15 protein-coding genes are annotated in these 16488 nt (G+C 71.2%); 4 read left to right on the top strand and 11 right to left on the bottom strand.

The genetic code is table 11. The annotated features are described in order from the left end of the window. The first annotated feature begins 53 nt into the window (after positions 1-53). The 3 genes from ACZ7LK_RS07590 (at position 54) to ACZ7LK_RS07580 (ending at position 3112) form a co-directional block, all read left to right on the top strand. Positions 54-1343, top strand: coding sequence for an MFS transporter (locus ACZ7LK_RS07590; protein WP_469465285.1), 1290 nt, complete (start codon positions 54-56; stop codon positions 1341-1343). 33 nt (positions 1344-1376) lie between these two features. Next, complete coding sequence (locus tag ACZ7LK_RS07585) at positions 1377-2072, top strand: L,D-transpeptidase family protein (RefSeq protein WP_392272383.1); 696 nt, start codon at positions 1377-1379, stop codon at positions 2070-2072. Between the two features lie 68 nt (positions 2073-2140). Next, the gene (locus ACZ7LK_RS07580; protein WP_392272384.1) at positions 2141-3112 is read left to right on the top strand and encodes a sigma-70 family RNA polymerase sigma factor; all 972 of its coding nucleotides are present in this window, start codon (positions 2141-2143) and stop codon (positions 3110-3112) included. Here ACZ7LK_RS07580 and ACZ7LK_RS07575 read toward each other — a convergent pair. From ACZ7LK_RS07575 to ACZ7LK_RS07525, 11 genes are all read right to left on the bottom strand, one after another. Then, positions 3006-3413 carry an STAS domain-containing protein gene (locus ACZ7LK_RS07575; protein ID WP_471139560.1) on the bottom strand — a complete coding sequence of 136 codons (408 nt, stop codon included), beginning with the start codon at positions 3411-3413 and terminating at the stop codon, positions 3006-3008. The two genes, ACZ7LK_RS07580 and ACZ7LK_RS07575, sit on opposite strands and share 107 nt — an antisense overlap. A 105-nt stretch (positions 3414-3518) precedes the next feature. Continuing rightward, positions 3519-4796, bottom strand: coding sequence for a thymidine phosphorylase (locus ACZ7LK_RS07570; protein WP_392272386.1), 1278 nt, complete (start codon positions 4794-4796; stop codon positions 3519-3521). 121 nt (positions 4797-4917) lie between these two features. Further along, a complete protein-coding gene (locus ACZ7LK_RS07565) occupies positions 4918-5310 on the bottom strand; it encodes a cytidine deaminase (RefSeq protein ID WP_392272387.1) in 393 nt (130 codons plus the stop codon). Then, complete coding sequence (locus ACZ7LK_RS07560) at positions 5307-6578, bottom strand: ABC transporter permease (protein WP_392272388.1); 1272 nt, start codon at positions 6576-6578, stop codon at positions 5307-5309. Before ACZ7LK_RS07560 ends, ACZ7LK_RS07565 begins: the two co-directional genes overlap by 4 nt. Continuing rightward, complete coding sequence (locus tag ACZ7LK_RS07555; RefSeq protein ID WP_392272389.1) at positions 6575-7684, bottom strand: ABC transporter permease; 1110 nt, start codon at positions 7682-7684, stop codon at positions 6575-6577. Before ACZ7LK_RS07555 ends, ACZ7LK_RS07560 begins: the two co-directional genes overlap by 4 nt. Beyond that, entirely contained in the window at positions 7681-9273 is a 1593-nt protein-coding gene (locus tag ACZ7LK_RS07550) for an ABC transporter ATP-binding protein (protein WP_392272684.1), read from the bottom strand. Before ACZ7LK_RS07550 ends, ACZ7LK_RS07555 begins: the two co-directional genes overlap by 4 nt. A gap of 197 nt (positions 9274-9470) precedes the next feature. After that, a complete protein-coding gene (locus ACZ7LK_RS07545) occupies positions 9471-10517 on the bottom strand; it encodes a BMP family lipoprotein (protein ID WP_392272390.1) in 1047 nt (348 codons plus the stop codon). A gap of 256 nt (positions 10518-10773) precedes the next feature. Next, the gene (locus ACZ7LK_RS07540) at positions 10774-11994 is read right to left on the bottom strand and encodes a M20 family metallopeptidase (protein ID WP_392272685.1); all 1221 of its coding nucleotides are present in this window, start codon (positions 11992-11994) and stop codon (positions 10774-10776) included. A gap of 230 nt (positions 11995-12224) precedes the next feature. Continuing rightward, entirely contained in the window at positions 12225-13055 is an 831-nt protein-coding gene (locus tag ACZ7LK_RS07535) for a MerR family transcriptional regulator (RefSeq protein ID WP_392272391.1), read from the bottom strand. Positions 13056-13135: 80 nt separating this feature from the next. Next, on the bottom strand, positions 13136-13795 hold the full coding sequence (gene leuE, locus ACZ7LK_RS07530) for a leucine efflux protein LeuE (RefSeq protein WP_392272392.1): 660 nt from the start codon (positions 13793-13795) through the stop codon (positions 13136-13138). A gap of 82 nt (positions 13796-13877) precedes the next feature. Continuing rightward, entirely contained in the window at positions 13878-15458 is a 1581-nt protein-coding gene (locus tag ACZ7LK_RS07525) for an acyl-CoA mutase large subunit family protein (protein ID WP_392272393.1), read from the bottom strand. A 183-nt stretch (positions 15459-15641) separates the two neighbouring features. On the opposite strand from ACZ7LK_RS07525, the gene ACZ7LK_RS07520 reads away from it, so the two are divergent. Next, positions 15642-16484, top strand: coding sequence for a L,D-transpeptidase family protein (locus ACZ7LK_RS07520; RefSeq protein ID WP_392272394.1), 843 nt, complete (start codon positions 15642-15644; stop codon positions 16482-16484). The last annotated feature ends 4 nt before the right edge of the window (positions 16485-16488 follow it).

Below are 16488 nucleotides of genomic sequence, written 5' to 3'. Positions count from 1 at the left end.
TAAAGCCGTTCCGTGCATTGGACGCATCAAACCGGGGTGCCTACGGTCGAGACATGCCTTCCGCCAGTACCAAGGCGGCCGCCACCGACGCGGTCGCCGACCTCCGCCTTTCCCCCGGCCGGCCCGGCCACCGCCGGATGAGCTTCGCGCTCTTCGCCGCCGGAGTCGCCACCTTCGCCCTCCTCTACTCGACGCAGGCCCTGCTCCCGGCCGTCTCCGCCGGCTTCGGCGTGAGCGCGTCGGCCGCCTCCTGGTCGGTGTCCGCCGCGACCGGCGCGCTGGCCCTGTGCGTCCTGCCGCTGAGCGCCCTGTCCGAGCGGTTCGGCCGCCGCACCCTGATGACCGCCTCGCTCGCGGTCGCCGTCGTCCTGGGTCTGCTCGTGCCGCTGGCGCCGAGCCTGGAGTGGCTGGTGGCGCTGCGCGCCGTGCAGGGCGCCGCGCTCGCGGGGGTGCCCGCGTCGGCGATGGCGTACCTGGCGGAGGAAGTGCGGCCCAAGGCGCTGGTCGGCGCGATCGGCCTGTTCGTGGCGGGCAACAGCATCGGCGGCATGAGCGGCCGGATCGTCACCGGCTGGGTCGCCCAGGTCTGGGGCTGGCGGGCCGCGCTCGCCGCGGTGGGGCTGCTGGCCGTGGTGTGCGCCGTGCTGTTCCGGCTGCTGCTCCCTGAGGCACGGCACTTCTCCCCCGGCTCGCCGGCCCCGCGCGCGCTGGTGAGGACGGTGCGCCGGCATCTGTCGGACCCGCTGCTGATGCGGCTGTACGCGATCGGCGCGCTGTTCATGACGGTGTTCGGCGCCGTGTACACGGTCATCGGGTACCGGCTCGTCGAGGCGCCGTTCTCGCTCCCGCAGGGCGTGATCGGCTCGGTCTTCCTGGTCTACCTGGTCGGCACGGTGTCGTCGGCCGCGGCCGGCCGGCTCGTGGGCCGGATGGGGCGGCGCGGGGCACTGTACCTGGCGGTGACCACGACGGCGGCGGGGCTGCTGCTGTCCCTGTCGGACGCCCTGGTCTCGGTGCTGGCCGGCCTGGTGCTGATCACGGCCGGGTTCTTCGCGGGCCACGCGGTCGCCTCGTCGTCGGTGAGCCGTACCGCGCGGACGGGGCGGGCCCAGGCGTCGGCGCTGTACCAGTCGGCGTACTACCTGGGCAGCAGCGCGGGCGGCACCCTGGGCGCGGTCGCGTTCCACGCCGGGGGCTGGGCGGGCACGGTCCTGCTGGGGCTGGTGGCCGTCCTCGGGGTCGTCTCCCTCACCCTGTACGGAACGCATGCCGCGCGAGTGGAGGACCGGAAATCCCGCGAGCGGTACAACCGCTCCGCTTCCCCGAGCGTCCTAAGGGCATAACAACCACAAGGGGCTCCAGGGGGAGTGGTGTACGTGGGTGGGATTCGCAGACGTGCCGGGGTCGCGCTCGGCCTCACGGGACTGGTCGTGCCGCTGACCGTCGCGCTCGGTGCCGCGCCGGCGCAGGCGGCGTCCTGTACGACGGCGACCGGGCCGTACCAGAAGCAGGTCGAGAAGTTCATGGGCAGGCCGGTGGACGGGAAGCAGTCGCCGGCCGACTGCAAGGCGACGCAGACGTTCCAGCGCTGGCACGGGATCACCCCGTCCGTCGGGTACGCGGGTGAGGTCACCTGGCGCACGATGAACACGATCCTCCAGCAGCGGGCGGCGGGGAAGAACCCCAACGCGGCGGGGAAGTGCCCGACGAACAAGGGGCGCATCGCGTGCGTGGACCTGACCAGGCAGCTTTCCTGGATCCAGGACGGCGCCGGGCTGGCGTACGGGCCGGTGCCGGTGCGGACCGGCCGGGACGGCGACGAGACCCGTACGGGCGCGCGGAAGATCTACCACCGCAACATCGACCACTGGTCGACGCTCTACAAGGTGCGGATGCCCTACGCGCAGTTCTTCGACGGCGGGCAGGCCTTCCACTCGGTCGGCAAGTCCATGTACAACCCGCCCGGCTCGCGCGGCTGCGTCAACATGCGCGAGGCCGACGCGAAGGCGTACTGGAGCATGCTGAGGAACGGCGACGACGTGTTCGTGTACGGGCGCAAGCCCGGTACGTGAGCCCCGTTGTCAGTCCCCTCCGGTAGCTTCCGTCGTGTGTCGAGGGAAGCGTGAGCGGGGTGGACGCGATGACGGATGTGGCGGACGACCAGGCGGACCTGGAGCGGTACCGGACGGAGCTGACCGGCTACTGCTACCGCATGCTGGGATCGGCCTTCGAGGCGGAGGACGCCGTCCAGGACACCATGGTCCGGGCGTGGCGGAGCCTCGCTAAGTTCGAGGGCCGGTCCTCGGTGCGGTCCTGGCTGTACCGGATCGCCACCAACGTGTGCCTGGACGCGCTGAGCGCGGGCAACCGGCGGGCGCGGCCGATGGACCTGTCCGCGCCGACACCGGTGGCCCGGGCACGGCTCGACGCCCGCCCGGAGATCACCTGGCTGGAGCCGGTGCCGGACGGGCGGGTCCTGCCGTCCGTCACCGATCCGGCGGAGACGGCGGTCGCGCGGGAGACGATCCGGCTGGCGTTCGTCGCCGCGCTCCAGCATCTGCCGCCCAAGCAGCGGGCGGTGCTGATCCTGCGCGAGGTGCTGGCGTGGCGGGCGAGCGAGGTCGCCGAACTGCTCGGGACGACGGTCGCCTCGGTCAACAGCGCCTTGCAGCGCGCGCGGGCGACGCTCGCCGAACACGCCCCGGCCGACACGGACACCGCCGACCCGCTCGACGAGGAGCAGCGGCGGCTGCTGGACCGCTACGTCGCCGCCTTCGAGGGGTACGACATGGAGGCGCTGACGGCGCTGCTCCACGAGGACGCGACGATGTCCATGCCGCCGTACGACCTGTGGCTGCGCGGGCACGAGGACATCGTGGGCTGGATGCTCGGCGTCGGTGACGTCTGCCGCGGGTCCCGGCTGGTGCCCACCGTGGCGAACGGCTCCCCGGCCTTCGCCCACTACCACCCGGCGGAGGACGGCGCGGGGTACACCCCGTGGGCGCTCATCGTCCTGGAGGTCTCGGACGGGAAGGTCGGGGGGATGGACTTCTTCCTGGACACCGGGCGCTGGTTCCCCCTGTTCGGTCTTCCGGACCGGCTGGAGGCGTGAGGAGCAGGGCGTCCAGGCCGGCCAGCCGGCACAGCGCCCGCAGATCGGGCCGGGCCCCGCTGACGGTCATCCGGTGGCCGAGCCGCCGGGCGGTAAGGGACAGCCGGGCGAGGGCGTCCAGGGTGGTGAGGTCGGGCCGGACGATCCCGCCGGCGTCGCAGACGACGTCCCGGCCGCCCGGCTCCTCCCCCTCCGCCTCCCCCTCCGCGAGCAGCGCCGCCAGTTCCCCGCACAGACGGGGGACGTCGGCGGGCCCGATCCGGCCGGTGACGCGGAAGACTTTCGGATCCGATGTGTCCACGGGGAAGCAGACCACCGCCACCGCCGGAACTCATCGCCGGCCCACGTGCCGGACGGGGCCCGGTGGAGGTCCACCGGGCCCCGTCCGCGTCCGGGTGTGCGCGGGTCAGGCGATGCGCTCGATGACGACCGGGGTCGGCTCGTACGCGGAGCCCTCGGCGGCGATGTCGTAGGCGCCGTCCAGGGACTTCAGGGCGTAGTCGAACTTCTCCGGGGTGTCGGTGTGGAGGGTGAGCAGCGGCTGGCCGGCCGTGACCGTGTCGCCCGGCTTGGCGTGCAGTTCGACGCCCGCGCCGGCCTGCACCGGGTCCTCCTTGCGGGCCCGGCCGGCGCCGAGGCGCCAGGCGGCGACGCCGACGCCGTACGCGTCCAGGCGGGTGAGGACGCCCGAGGCGGGGGCGGTGACGACGTGCTGCTCGCGCGCGACCGGGAGGGTGGCGTCCGGGTCACCGCCCTGGGCGGCGATCATGCGGCGCCAGACGTCCATCGCGGAGCCGTCCGCGAGGGCCTTCGCCGGGTCGGCGTCCTTGATGCCGGCCGCGTCGAGCATCTCGCGGGCGAGCGCGACGGTGAGCTCCACGACGTCGGCGGGGCCGCCGCCGGCGAGGACCTCGACGGACTCGCGGACCTCCAGGGCGTTGCCCGCGGTGAGGCCCAGCGGGGTCGACATGTCGGTGAGGAGGGCGACCGTCTTCACGCCGTGGTCGGTGCCGAGGCCCACCATGGTGGAGGCCAGCTCACGGGCGTCGGCGAGGTTCTTCATGAAGGCGCCGGAGCCGACCTTGACGTCCAGCACCAGCGAGCCGGTGCCCTCGGCGATCTTCTTGGACATGATGGAGCTGGCGATCAGCGGGATCGCCTCGACCGTGCCGGTGACGTCGCGCAGCGCGTAGAGCTTCTTGTCGGCGGGGGCGAGACCGTCACCGGCCGCGCAGATCACCGCGCCCGTGGAGTCGAGGACGTCCAGCATCTCCTCGTTGGAGAGCAGGGCCCGCCAGCCGGGGATGGACTCCAGCTTGTCGAGCGTGCCACCGGTGTGGCCGAGGCCGCGGCCGGAGAGCTGCGGTACGGCGGCGCCGCACGCGGCGACCAGCGGGGCGAGCGGCAGGGTGATCTTGTCGCCGACGCCGCCGGTGGAGTGCTTGTCGGCGGTGGGGCGGGAGAGGGACGAGAAGTCCATCCGCTCGCCGCTCGCGATCATCGCGGCGGTCCAGCGGGCGATCTCCGTACGGTTCATGCCGTTCAGCAGGATCGCCATCGCCAGTGCCGACATCTGCTCGTCGGCGACCTCGCCGCGCGTGTAGGCGTCGATGACCCAGTCGATCTGCTCGGGGGTCAGCTCGCCCTTGTCCCGCTTGGTGCGGATGACGGAAATCGCGTCCATGGTCTGAAGGGTTCCTTCCAGCGGGATGGGACTGTCCTACACGCGGACTCTACGCGCATAGAGAAGAGGTGGGGAGGAAGGACGACCCCTCCGCGGACAGCGCGGAAGGGTCGTCCCGTCCTCAGCGGAGGTGTTGCGGCCCGAACGCCTGCGGCAGCATCCCGGAGAGCGGCAGCACGCCCTCGGGCGTGTCCACCAGCAGCTCGTCGCCGCCGAACTCGTACAGCAGCTGCCGGCAGCGGCCGCACGGCACCAGCACGCGGCCGTCGCCGTCCACGCACACGAAGTGCGTCAGCCGGCCGCCGCCCGTCGCCTGGAGCTGGGAGACCAGCCCGCACTCGGCGCACAGGCCGATGCCGTACGAGGCGTTCTCCACGTTGCACCCGGTGACGGTGCGGCCGTCGTCGACGAGGGCCGCCGCGCCCACCGGGTAGCCGGAGTACGGCGCGTACGCGTGGGACATGGCCTTCCGGGCGGCGTCACGCAGGGCCTCCCAGGCGGCGGCGTCCGTCACTTGCCCTGGCCCTTCTTGTACGGCATGCCGTCCGCCTTGGGCATCCTGAGCCGCTGCGCGGACAGGGCCAGCACCAGCAGCGTGGTGACGTACGGCGCGGCGTCCACGAACTGGCTGGGCAGCGCCTCGGTGAAGGCGTACCAGACGAAGAGGCCCGCCGCGACGACCGTGGCGACGGTCGCGCTCACGTACTTCTTCTTGTAGAGCTGCCAGATCGTCATCGCCACGAGCAGGATCGCCAGCAGCAGCAGCATCGCGTGGACGTTCTCCGCACCGCCGCGCAGCTTGAGGCTGTCGGTGAAGCCGAAGAGCCCGGCGCCGAGGGCCATGCCGCCCGGCATCCAGTTGCCGAAGATCATCGCGGCGAGACCGATGTAGCCGCGGCCGCCGGTCTGGCCCTCCTGGTAGATACCGGTGGAGACGATGGCGAGGAAGGCGCCGCCCAGGCCCGCGAGGGCACCGGAGACGATCACGGCGATGTACTTGTACTTGTAGACGTTGACGCCCAGGGACTCGGCGGCCACCGGGTTCTCACCGCAGGAGCGCAGCCGCAGGCCGAAGCCGGTGCGCCACAGGATCCACCAGGTGGCGGGGATCAGCAGCAGCGCGACGACGGTCAGCAGCGACAGGTTGGTGACCAGGCCGCCCAGGACGCCGGCCAGGTCGGAGACGAAGAACCAGTGCTTGGCCTGGAGGTCCGCCAGTCCGTCCGACAGCCCGGGGATCGTGATGTCCGTGACCCGGTCGATGCGCGGGGACTGCTTGGAGGAGCCGCCGGGGGCCTCGGCGAACGTGAAGTTCGACAGGTAGCGGGTGACGCCGGTGGCCAGGATGGTGATGGCGACACCGGAGACGATGTGGTTGACGTTGAAGGTGACCGTCATGACCGCGTGCAGCAGACCGCCGAGCGCGCCGCCGGCGATGCCCAGCAGGACGCCGCTCCACGGCCCCCACTGGTAGCCCGCCCAGGCGCCGAACCAGGTGCCGACGATCATCATGCCCTCGAGGCCGATGTTGACCACGCCGGCCCGCTCCGACCACAGACCGCCGAGACCGGCCAGGCCGATGGGCACGGCGAGCTGGAGGGCGCCGGAGACCTGGCCCACGGAGGTGAGGTCGTTGGCGCCGCTGATCACGCGGACCAGCGAGAACAGGGCCAGGCCGCCGGCGATCATCAGCAGCACGACGGGCAGGGACAGCCGGCGGCGTCCGCCGCCCTTCTTGGGTGCCGCGGCCGCGGCCGTGACAGTGCTCGTGGACTCGCTCATGCCGCCACTTCCTCCTTGTTCTTGCGGGCCTGGGCGGCAAGCTCTTCGCCGACCTTCTGCTGCTGACGGCGCAGCCCGTACTGCCGGACGAGTTCGTACGCCACGACGACGGAGATCACGATCAGGCCCTGCATGATCGTGGCGATCTCCTTCTCGAAGCCGTACTGGTCCAGGGACGCGGACGCCTTGTCCAGGAAGGCGATCAGCAGCGCGGCGAAGAAGATGCCCACCGGGCTGTTGCGGCCGAGCAGGGCGATGGTGATGCCCGTGAAGCCGACGCCCACGGGGAAGCTCAGGCTGTACGTGTGGGTCTGGCCGAGCAGCATCGGCATGCCGGCGAGACCGGCGACGGCGCCCGAGATCAGCATCGCGGTGAGGACCATCTTCTTGGCGTCCACACCGCTCGCCTGGGCGGCGGAGCCGCTGGCGCCGGTGGCGCGCAGGTCGAAGCCGAAGCGGGTGCGGTTGAGGACGAACCAGTAGACGACACCGAGCGCGAAGGCGACGAAGGTGAAGCCGTAGACGGTGCCGCCGTCCACGTCCAGGCCGGGCATCCAGCCGGACTCGGCGATGGCGCCGGTGGTGAGGTCGTTGGAGCCGGCCGGCTGCTCGCCCAGGTTGGCGGGCAGGATCATCCAGGCGATCAGGCTGGTGGCGATGGCGTTCAGCATGATCGTGGAGACGACCTCGCTGACGCCGCGGGTGGTCTTCAGGACACCCGCGATGCCGGCCCACAGGGCGCCGACGAGCATCGCGACCACGACGATCAGCAGGATGTGCAGCGGGCCGGGCAGCTCGACGGCGGCACCGACGACCGCGGCGAGCATGACCGCGAGGCGGTACTGGCCGTCCACACCGATGTTGAACAGGTTCATGCGGAAGCCGATGGCGACCGCCAGCGCGGCGAGGTAGTACGTGCCGGTCTGGTTGAGGATCAGGACCTGGATGTCGGTGAACTCCAGGCTCTGGAACATGATCCGGTACGGCTCGAACGGGTCGCGGTCCGAGACCAGCAGCACCACGGAGGTGAGCAGGAAGGCCACGACCAGCGCGAGCGCCGGGCCGGCGAGGCCCAGGATCAGCCGGTCCTTGTCGAACTTCTTCATCGGCCCTCACCGTTCGCGTTCTCGTCGTGCTCGAGGTGGCCGGTCGCGGCGCCCGTCATGGCCGAGCCCAGCTCCTCGGGGGTGATGGTGGCGGGGTCCGCGTCCGCGACCAGCCGGCCGCGGTACATCACCCGCAGGGTGTCGGAGAGCCCGATCAGCTCGTCCAGGTCGGCGGAGATCAGCAGCACCGCCAGGCCCTCGCGCCGCGCCGCGCGGATCTGGTCCCAGATCTGCGCCTGCGCGCCGACGTCCACACCACGGGTGGGGTGGGCGGCGATCAGCAGCTTGGGGTCGTGGCTCATCTCGCGGCCGACGATCAGCTTCTGCTGGTTGCCGCCGGACAGGGAGGCCGCGGTGACCTCGATGCCCGGGGTGCGCACGTCGTACTCGCGCACGATCCGCTCGGTGTCCTTGCGGGCGGCCTTCAGATCCAGCAGGCCGCGCTTGCTGTTGGGCGGCTCGGTGACGTGGCCGAGGATGCGGTTCTCCCAGAGCGGGGACTCCAGCAGCAGGCCGTGGCGGTGGCGGTCCTCGGGGATGTACCCGATGCCGCCCTCGCGCCGCTTGCGGGTCGGCGCGTGGGAGATGTCGGCGCCGTCGAGGGTGATGACGCCGCCGTCGAGCGCGCGGAGGCCGATCAGGGCCTCGATGAGCTCGGTCTGGCCGTTGCCCTCGACGCCCGCGATGCCCATGACCTCACCCTTGTGGATGGTGAAGCCGATGCCCGCCAGGACCTCGCGGACGATGCCGTCGGGGTCGGTCTCGGACAGACGGAGGTCCTCGACCCGCAGCATCGGCACGTCGGTGACCGTCGACTCGCGGGTCTCGGGCGACGGCAGCTCGGCACCGACCATCAGCTCGGCGAGCTGCTTGGTGGTGGCGGTGCGCGGGTCGGCGGTGCCGACGGTGGTGCCGCGCCGGATGACGGTGATGTCGTCGGCGACGGACAGCACCTCGCCCAGCTTGTGCGAGATGAAGATGACGGTCAGGCCCTCGGCCTTGAGCTCACGCAGGTTGGCGAAGAGCGCGTCGACCTCCTGCGGGACGAGCACGGCGGTCGGCTCGTCCAGGATGAGGGTGCGGGCGCCCCGGTAGAGGACCTTGAGGATCTCCACGCGCTGCCGGTCGGCGACACCGAGCTGCTCGACGAGGACGTCGGGGCGGATGTTCAGCCCGTACGCGTCCGAGATCTCCATGATCTTCTTACGGGCCTTGGCCCCGATGCCGTACAGCTTCTCGCTGCCGAGGACGACGTTCTCCAGCACCGTGAGGTTGTCGGCCAGCATGAAGTGCTGGTGGACCATGCCGATGCCGATGGCGATGGCGTCGGCGGGGCTGGAGAAGGAGACCTGCTTGCCGTCGACGGTGATGGTGCCCTCGTCCGGCTTCTGCATGCCGTAGAGGATCTTCATCAGGGTCGACTTGCCGGCCCCGTTCTCGCCGATGAGGGCGTGGACCGTCCCCTTGCGGATGGTGATGTCGATGTCGTGGTTGGCCACGACGCCGGGGAAGCGCTTGGTGATGCCGCGCAGTTCTACGGCGGCGGCGGCAGTGGCAGCCGGCGGCGTTGACGGGCTGGACGCGTTGATGACGCACTCTCCTTGGCGGGAAAGGAGCTTTGAGGAGCGGGGGGCTGGTGGGCAGGTGCCGAAGTTACCGCGCCGCGCGGGGCTCTACGCGCGTAGCGACAACGAAGGGGAAAAACCGGGGGGAACACGGCCGGGGTCCGGAGAGGCGGCTTTCGCCGCACTCTCCGGACCCGCGGACCCTGATCCCGGCCGCGCGGTTACGGGGCGGTCTTGACCGTGACCTTGCCGGCGACGATGTCGGCCTTGGCCTTCTCCACCGCGGCGGTGACGTCGGTCATCTTGGTGTAGGCCGGGTTCGAGGTGGCCAGGCCCACGCCGTCCTTGGCGAGGCCGTAACGGACCTCACCGGACTGCGGCTTGCCGTCCTTGACCGACTTGATCAGGTTGTAGACGGAGTCGGAGACGTCCTTGGTCACCGAGGTGAGGATGTACTCCTTGTAGGCCGCCAGGCCCTTCTGGTTGTACTGGTCGGAGTCGACGCCGATGGCCCACTTCTTGGCCTTGGCGGCGGCCTCGATGGAGCCCGAGCCGGCGAGACCGGCGGCGGCGTAGATCACGTCGGCGCCCGCGTCGATCTGGCCCTGCGCGGCGGCCTTGCCGAGGTCCGGCTTCGAGAAGCCACCGAAGTCCGGCGGCTGCGTCAGGTACTGGACCTTGACGTTGACGTTCTTGTTGGTGTCCTTGACGCCCTGGACGAAGCCCGCCTCGAACTTCTTGATCAGGGGCGTCTCGACGCCGCCGATGAAGCCGACGGTGTTGGACTTGGTCACCTTGGCGGCGGCGACGCCGGCCAGGTAGGAGCCCTGCTCCTCGTTGAAGACCAGGTTGGCGATGTTCTTGCCGGTCTTCGAGGTGTCGTCGATGAGGCCGAAGGTGGTCTTCGGGAACTTCGGCGCGACCTCGGCGATGGCCGGCGCGTACGCGAAACCGACGCCGATGACGGGGTTGTTGCCGGAGCGGGCCAGCTCGGTCAGGCGCTGGACCTTGTCCGGGTCGCCCTCACCCTCGGTGGGCTCGGCCTCGGTGCCCTTGATGCCGAGGTCCTTCTCGGCCTTCTCCAGGCCGGCGAACGCGGCGTCGTTGAACGACTGGTCGCCACGGCCGCCGATGTCGTAGGCGAGTGCCGCCTTCGGCTCCTGGTTGTCGCCGGCGTCCGACGACGACTTTCCGCCACAGGCGGTGACACTGAGCGCGAGTGCCGCGGACGCGACACCCACAGTTGCGATCCTGGTGATCCGGCGCAAGGGAGGCTCCTTCAACCTGACCTAAGCGCCTCTTCCGGCGCTGGTTTCGCGGCGATCGTAACGCGCGTAGATGTCAGGTAAAGGCCCGTTCGGTAGCTGTTATCAGATCGACGCGAACAGCGGATGACCTTGACGGTACCGCCACCGGGCGTAGTGGTGCCCTCCCGGGTGGTGACCGGAAATGAACGGGCCGGCCCGCCGGTCGACGGGCGGGGCGGGCCGCTCCGTCGCGCCGGTGGGCCGGTGTCCGGCGGGCTCAGGTGGCGCCGTCGAGCAGGGCGGCGGCGGTGAAGAGTTCGACGCCTACCTCGATGGCCCGCTCGTCGACGTCGAAGTTGCCCCGGTGGAGGTCGAGCCGGGCCGTATCACCCGGCCGGCGGACACCCAGGCGGGCCATCGCGCCGGGGACGTGCTCCATGTACCAGGAGAAGTCCTCGCCGCCGAGGCTCTGCTCGGTGTCCTCGATCGCGTACGCCCCGCGCCGCGCCGCCATGGCGTCGTGGAGGAGCTGGGCGACGGACGCGTCGTTGACGACCGGCGGAACCCCGCGCACGTACTCGATCTGGCACTTGGCGCCGTGCAGCGTGGCGACCTCGTCGATCGCCGCGTACACCTGGTCCGGGGCCTGGCGCCAGGCGTCCAGGTCCAGGCACCGGACCGTGCCGCCCAGTTCGGCGCGCTGGGGGATGACGTTGGGCGCGTGTCCCGCCTCGATGCGGCCCCAGGTCAGGACCAGCCCGGCCCGGGTGTCGATCCGGCGGGAGAGCAGCGCGGGCGCGTCGACGGCGACCCGGGCGGCCGCGGTGACCATGTCGGTGGTCAGGTGCGGGCGGGCGGTGTGGCCGCCGGGCCCGTCGAGAGTGACCTCCAGACGGTCGCACGCGGAGGTGATCGGCCCGGTGCGCAGCCCGATGCGGCCCACGTCGACGCGCGGGTCGCAGTGCACGGCGATGATCCGGCCCACGCCGTCCAGTACCCCGGCGTCGATGGCGGTGATCGCGCCGCCGGGCATGACCTCCTCGGCGGGCTGGAAGATCAGGCGCACGGGGCGGGGCAGCAGGCCCTCCCGGGCCAGGCCGGCCAGCACCAGGCCGGCCCCGAGGACGACGGTGGTGTGGACGTCGTGGCCGCAGGCGTGGGCCCGGTCCGGCACGGTGGAGCGGTAGGGGACGTCCGTCTTGGTGTCGGGGATGGGCAGCGCGTCGATGTCGGCGCGGAGCGCCAGCATGGGGCGGACGCCGTCCCACGTACCGATGTCGCACATCAGCCCCGTCCCCCCGGGGAGGACCCGTGGGCTGAGTCCGGCCGCTTCGAGGCGCGTCTTGATCGCCGCGGTGGTGCGGAACTCCTGAAAGCCCAGTTCGGGGTGCATGTGCACATCCCGGCGGAACGCGATCAGCTCGGCGCGCAGGCTCTCTGGCAGCGCGCCGAGGAGGGGCGTATCGCCGGGAACGTCTGTTTCGGGGTCGCGGGACATCACCTTGTTCACCCATGAAAGGGTAGGCGCGTTTCGCCCTCAACTAACGTGTGATCTACAAAACTTCAGCCCGATAGGGGAAAGAAACCCTGGACAGCGGGCTTGAAGGCCAGGTCAAGTGGGTAAGCTCACGCGTTTTTGGACTTGTGTCGATCTTTCTCGATCGGCTTCGGTCAGGTGTTCGCGTTCGTGATCGGAGCCCCCGGGCCCGGGGGGTCAGGCCCGGGGGGTCAGGCCCGGGTGACCGGCTCCTGGATCTCGGTGACCCACCGCGCGGTGTCGTCCGGGCACTCGAGGTACAGCTCGCGGGGGTGACCCGTCGAGCGGTACCCGTTGGCGTCGATCCAGGTGGCCAGCGTCTGGACGGTGGGCAGTACGGCGTCCATCGGGCCCCGGTGGACGACCGTGGCCGCCTCGTCGAGGCCCGGCAGGTCGACGATCTCCACCCCGGGAACGTCCCCGGGGCCGACGCCGGCCGGGAGCGTCATCCCCGCGTGGACGAGGACCGCCCCGCCGCCCGCCGGAGCGTCCTCGTAGTACGCGACGCCCGGTCCGAAGCCGCTGACCCCGGCGGCCTCCAGCCGGGCGCACAGCTCCTCGTACAGCGGCGCCACGACGGGGCCGATCTCCCCGGGGCCGAAGCCCGCGGCGGTACCGGTCAGCTCGGCGATCCGGGCACCCGGAACGCTCTTGACGACGACGTCCTGTGCGGACATGTGTCCCTCGCTCTCGATGGCTCGGAGCCTCGCGCCGACCCGCGCCAGCCGCGCGGCCGCCTCGCTCACGGCCGACTCCAGCTCGGCCTGCCGCAGCCGCAGCATCCCGCGCAGTTCCTCGGCCCCGACCTCCTCGTCGAGGACGGACCGCACCTGGTCGAGCGTGAAGCCGAGGTCCTTGAGCGCGATGACCCGGTTCAGCCGGGCGAGCTGGGCGGCCTCGTAGTAGCGGTAGCCGCTGTACGGGTCGACACGGGCGGGGCGCAGCAGTCCGACGGCGTCGTAGTGGCGCAGCATCCGGACCGACACCCGGCCGTGCCTGGCGAAGTCTCCGATGGTGAACATGACGCCTCCTACGACACGGCCTCACACGGTGTCAGGGTCAAGCCCGCCCCGTGGCCGGGCCGGTCGGGCCCGGCCGGCGGTCAGGCCGCGCTGCTGAGCGAGAGCTTCACCGCGAAGCCGAGGAACAGCGCGCCCGCCGCCGAGGTCACCGTGGCCGACAGCCGCTTGCGGCGCCGGAACGCGGCGGCCAGGTGGGTGCCGGTGAAGATCAGCAGGGTGAGGTAGAGGACGCTCGCCGCCTGCGCGAGCGTGCCGAGCACCACGAAGGACAGCGCCGGGTACTGGTAGGCGGGGTCGACGAACTGCACGAAGAACGCGATGAAGAAGAGGATCGCCTTGGGATTGAGCAGGCTGATCACGAAGGCCCGCCGGAACGGCCGCTCCGCCGCCGGTGCCGGGGCGGCCTCGCCCGGTTCCTCCGCCACCCGCTCCCGGCGGGTCCGCCACATCGCCCGGGCCGCCCGGAGCATGCCGACCGCCAGCCACGTCAGGTAGCCGGCGCCCGCGAACTTCACGATGCCGAACAGCAGCGCGTTCGCCTGGAGCAGGGAGGCGACGCCGGCCGCCGAGAGCGTCATCAGCACCGTGTCGCCGCACCACACGCCGGACGCGGCGGCGTAGCCGGTCCGTACCCCGCGCCGGGCGGCGACGGACAGCACGTACAGCGAGTTCGGCCCCGGCAGCAGAATGATCAGGAGGAGGCCGGCGAGGTAGGTCGGCAGATCGGTGACACCCAGCATGGGGCGGAGTGTCGCACACGGGTACGACACTCCGCCCCTGGGTTCCGTATCGCGGAAACCGCTGGTACGGCGGGTGACCGGGTCAGAACGCGTCGGTCGGGACGTACGTCCCCCACACCTCGCGCAGCGCGTTGCAGACCTCGCCGACCGTGGCCCGCGCCCGGAGGGCGTCCTTCATCGGGTACAGGACGTTGTCCGTGCCCTCCGCGGCCTTCTTCAGCTCGGCGAGCGCCGCGTCGACCGCCGCCTGGTCGCGCTCGGCGCGCAGCTTGGCGAGGCGCTCGGCCTGCTGGGCCTCGATGGCCGGGTCGACGCGGAGCGGCTCGTAGGGCTCCTCCTCGTCGAGCGTGTAGCGGTTGACGCCGACGACGACCCGCTCGCCGGAGTCGGTCTCCTGGGCGATGCGGTAGGCGGAGCGCTCGATCTCGTTCTTCTGGAAGCCGTGCTCGATGGCGTTCACCGCGCCGCCGAGGTCCTCGACCTTCGTCATCAGTTCCAGCGCCGCGGCCTCCACCTCGTCCGTCATCCGCTCGATGACGTACGACCCGGCGAACGGGTCGACGGTGGCGGTGACGTCGGTCTCGTACGCGAGGACCTGCTGCGTGCGCAGCGCCAGGCGGGCGCTCTTGTCGGTGGGCAGCGCGATGGCCTCGTCGAAGGAGTTGGTGTGCAGCGACTGGGTGCCGCCGAGGACGGCCGCCAGGCCCTGCACGGCGACGCGCACCAGGTTGACCTCGGGCTGCTGGGCGGTGAGCTGCACACCGGCCGTCTGGGTGTGGAAGCGCAGCATCATCGACTTGGGGTTCTTCGCGCCGAACTCGTCCCGCATCACCCGCGCCCAGATGCGGCGGGCGGCCCGGAACTTCGCCACCTCCTCCAGGATGGTGGTGCGGGCGACGAAGAAGAACGACAGGCGCGGCGCGAAGTCGTCGACGTCCATGCCGGCGGCGACGGCGGTGCGGACGTACTCGATGCCGTCGGCGAGGGTGAAGGCGATCTCCTGCGCGGGCGAGGCACCGGCCTCCGCCATGTGGTAGCCGGAGATCGAGATCGTGTTCCACTTGGGGATCTCGGCCTTGCAGTACTTGAAGATGTCCGCGATCAGCCGCAGCGACGGCTTCGGCGGGAAGATGTACGTGCCGCGGGCGATGTACTCCTTGAGCACGTCGTTCTGGATCGTGCCGGTCAGCTTGTCGGCCGGGACGCCCTGCTCCTCACCGACGAGTTGGTAGAGCAGCAGCAGGAGGGCGGCGGGGGCGTTGATGGTCATCGACGTGGAGACCTTGTCCAGCGGGATCCCGCCGAACAGCACCCGCATGTCGTCGATCGAGTCGATCGCCACGCCCACCTTGCCGACCTCGCCGTGCGCGATCGCCGCGTCGCTGTCGTGGCCCATCTGGGTCGGCAGGTCGAAGGCGACCGACAGGCCCATGGTGCCGTTGGCGATGAGCTGCTTGTAGCGGGCGTTGGACTCCACTGCCGTACCGAAACCGGCGTACTGCCGCATCGTCCAGGGACGGCCGGTGTACATCGTCGGGTAGACACCGCGCGTGAAGGGGTACGAGCCCGGGTCGCCCAGTTTCTCCCCGGGCTCCCACCCGCTCAGAGCGTCCGGCCCGTACACCGGCTCGATGGGCAGTCCCGACTCCGTCTCGCGCGCCATGTGCTGTGCCTTCCGATGAGATCTACTCGCTGGTACCGACCCTCGCGACGGACTGTAGCGGCGGGCGTGCGGCCGGTGGAGGGCCGCAGGCTGGGACCTTGCTCACAGCATGCGCCGCCGGGCGCAACCAAGCACCCCCGCCAGGCATCCATTAGGTACAGGTCATCAACTCGGGGGGCTCACATGCACCGTACGTCCGTCATACGCAGAGCAGTACTCGCCGCGGCCGCCGTCGCGCTCGCCGCCACCGGCTGCACCGCCCAGGCCGTGGGGGCGGCCGGGGGGTCGGCGTCCTCGTCCGCCGCGCCCTCGGCGGAGGCGTCGCCGTCGTCCGGCGCGTCGGCCGCCGGTGGCGCCGAGCCGACGGGCGCCGCGCCGTCCTCGTCGCCCGCCGCGCGGGTGGTGATGGCGGAGGGCACGGAGAACGAGCAGGTGCGTGAGCTCCAGGCGCGGCTGCGGCAGCTCGGCCACTTCCACCGCAGCCCCACCGCCTTCTACGGCTCGATGACCGCCAAGGCGGTGTCGGCGTTCCAGGAGAAGCGGGGGCTGTCCGCGACCGGCAAGGTCGACGGGACCACCTGGGCGGAGCTGACGTCCGCCTCGCGCAAGCCGACCGCCGACGAGCTGCGGCCGCCGACCACCAACGAGCTGGACAAGCCGGACGCGCGGTGCATGACGGGCCGGGTGCTGTGCGTCAGCAAGGAGAGCCGGACCCTTGCCTGGATGATCGACGGCAAGGTCGTCTCGGCGATGGACGTGCGCTTCGGCTCGGAGAACACGCCGACCCGCGAGGGCACCTTCAAGGTCGACTCCAAGAGCCGTGACCACGTGTCGACGCTCTACCACACGCCCATGCCGTACGCGATGTTCTTCAGCGGCGGCCAGGCCGTGCACTACTCGTCCGACTTCGCGGCCCGTGGCTACAACGGTGGCTCGCACGGCTGCGTCAACGTCCGGGACAAGCAGAAGCTGTCGGCGCTCTTCGACCAGGTGAAGGTCGGCGACAAGGTCGTCGTCCACTGGTGATCAG

It is taken from the genome of Streptomyces sp. NPDC039423 (assembly GCF_055598725.1).
Note: the sequence above shows the minus strand (reverse complement) of the source record. Positions and strands in the feature narration are given on the sequence as shown.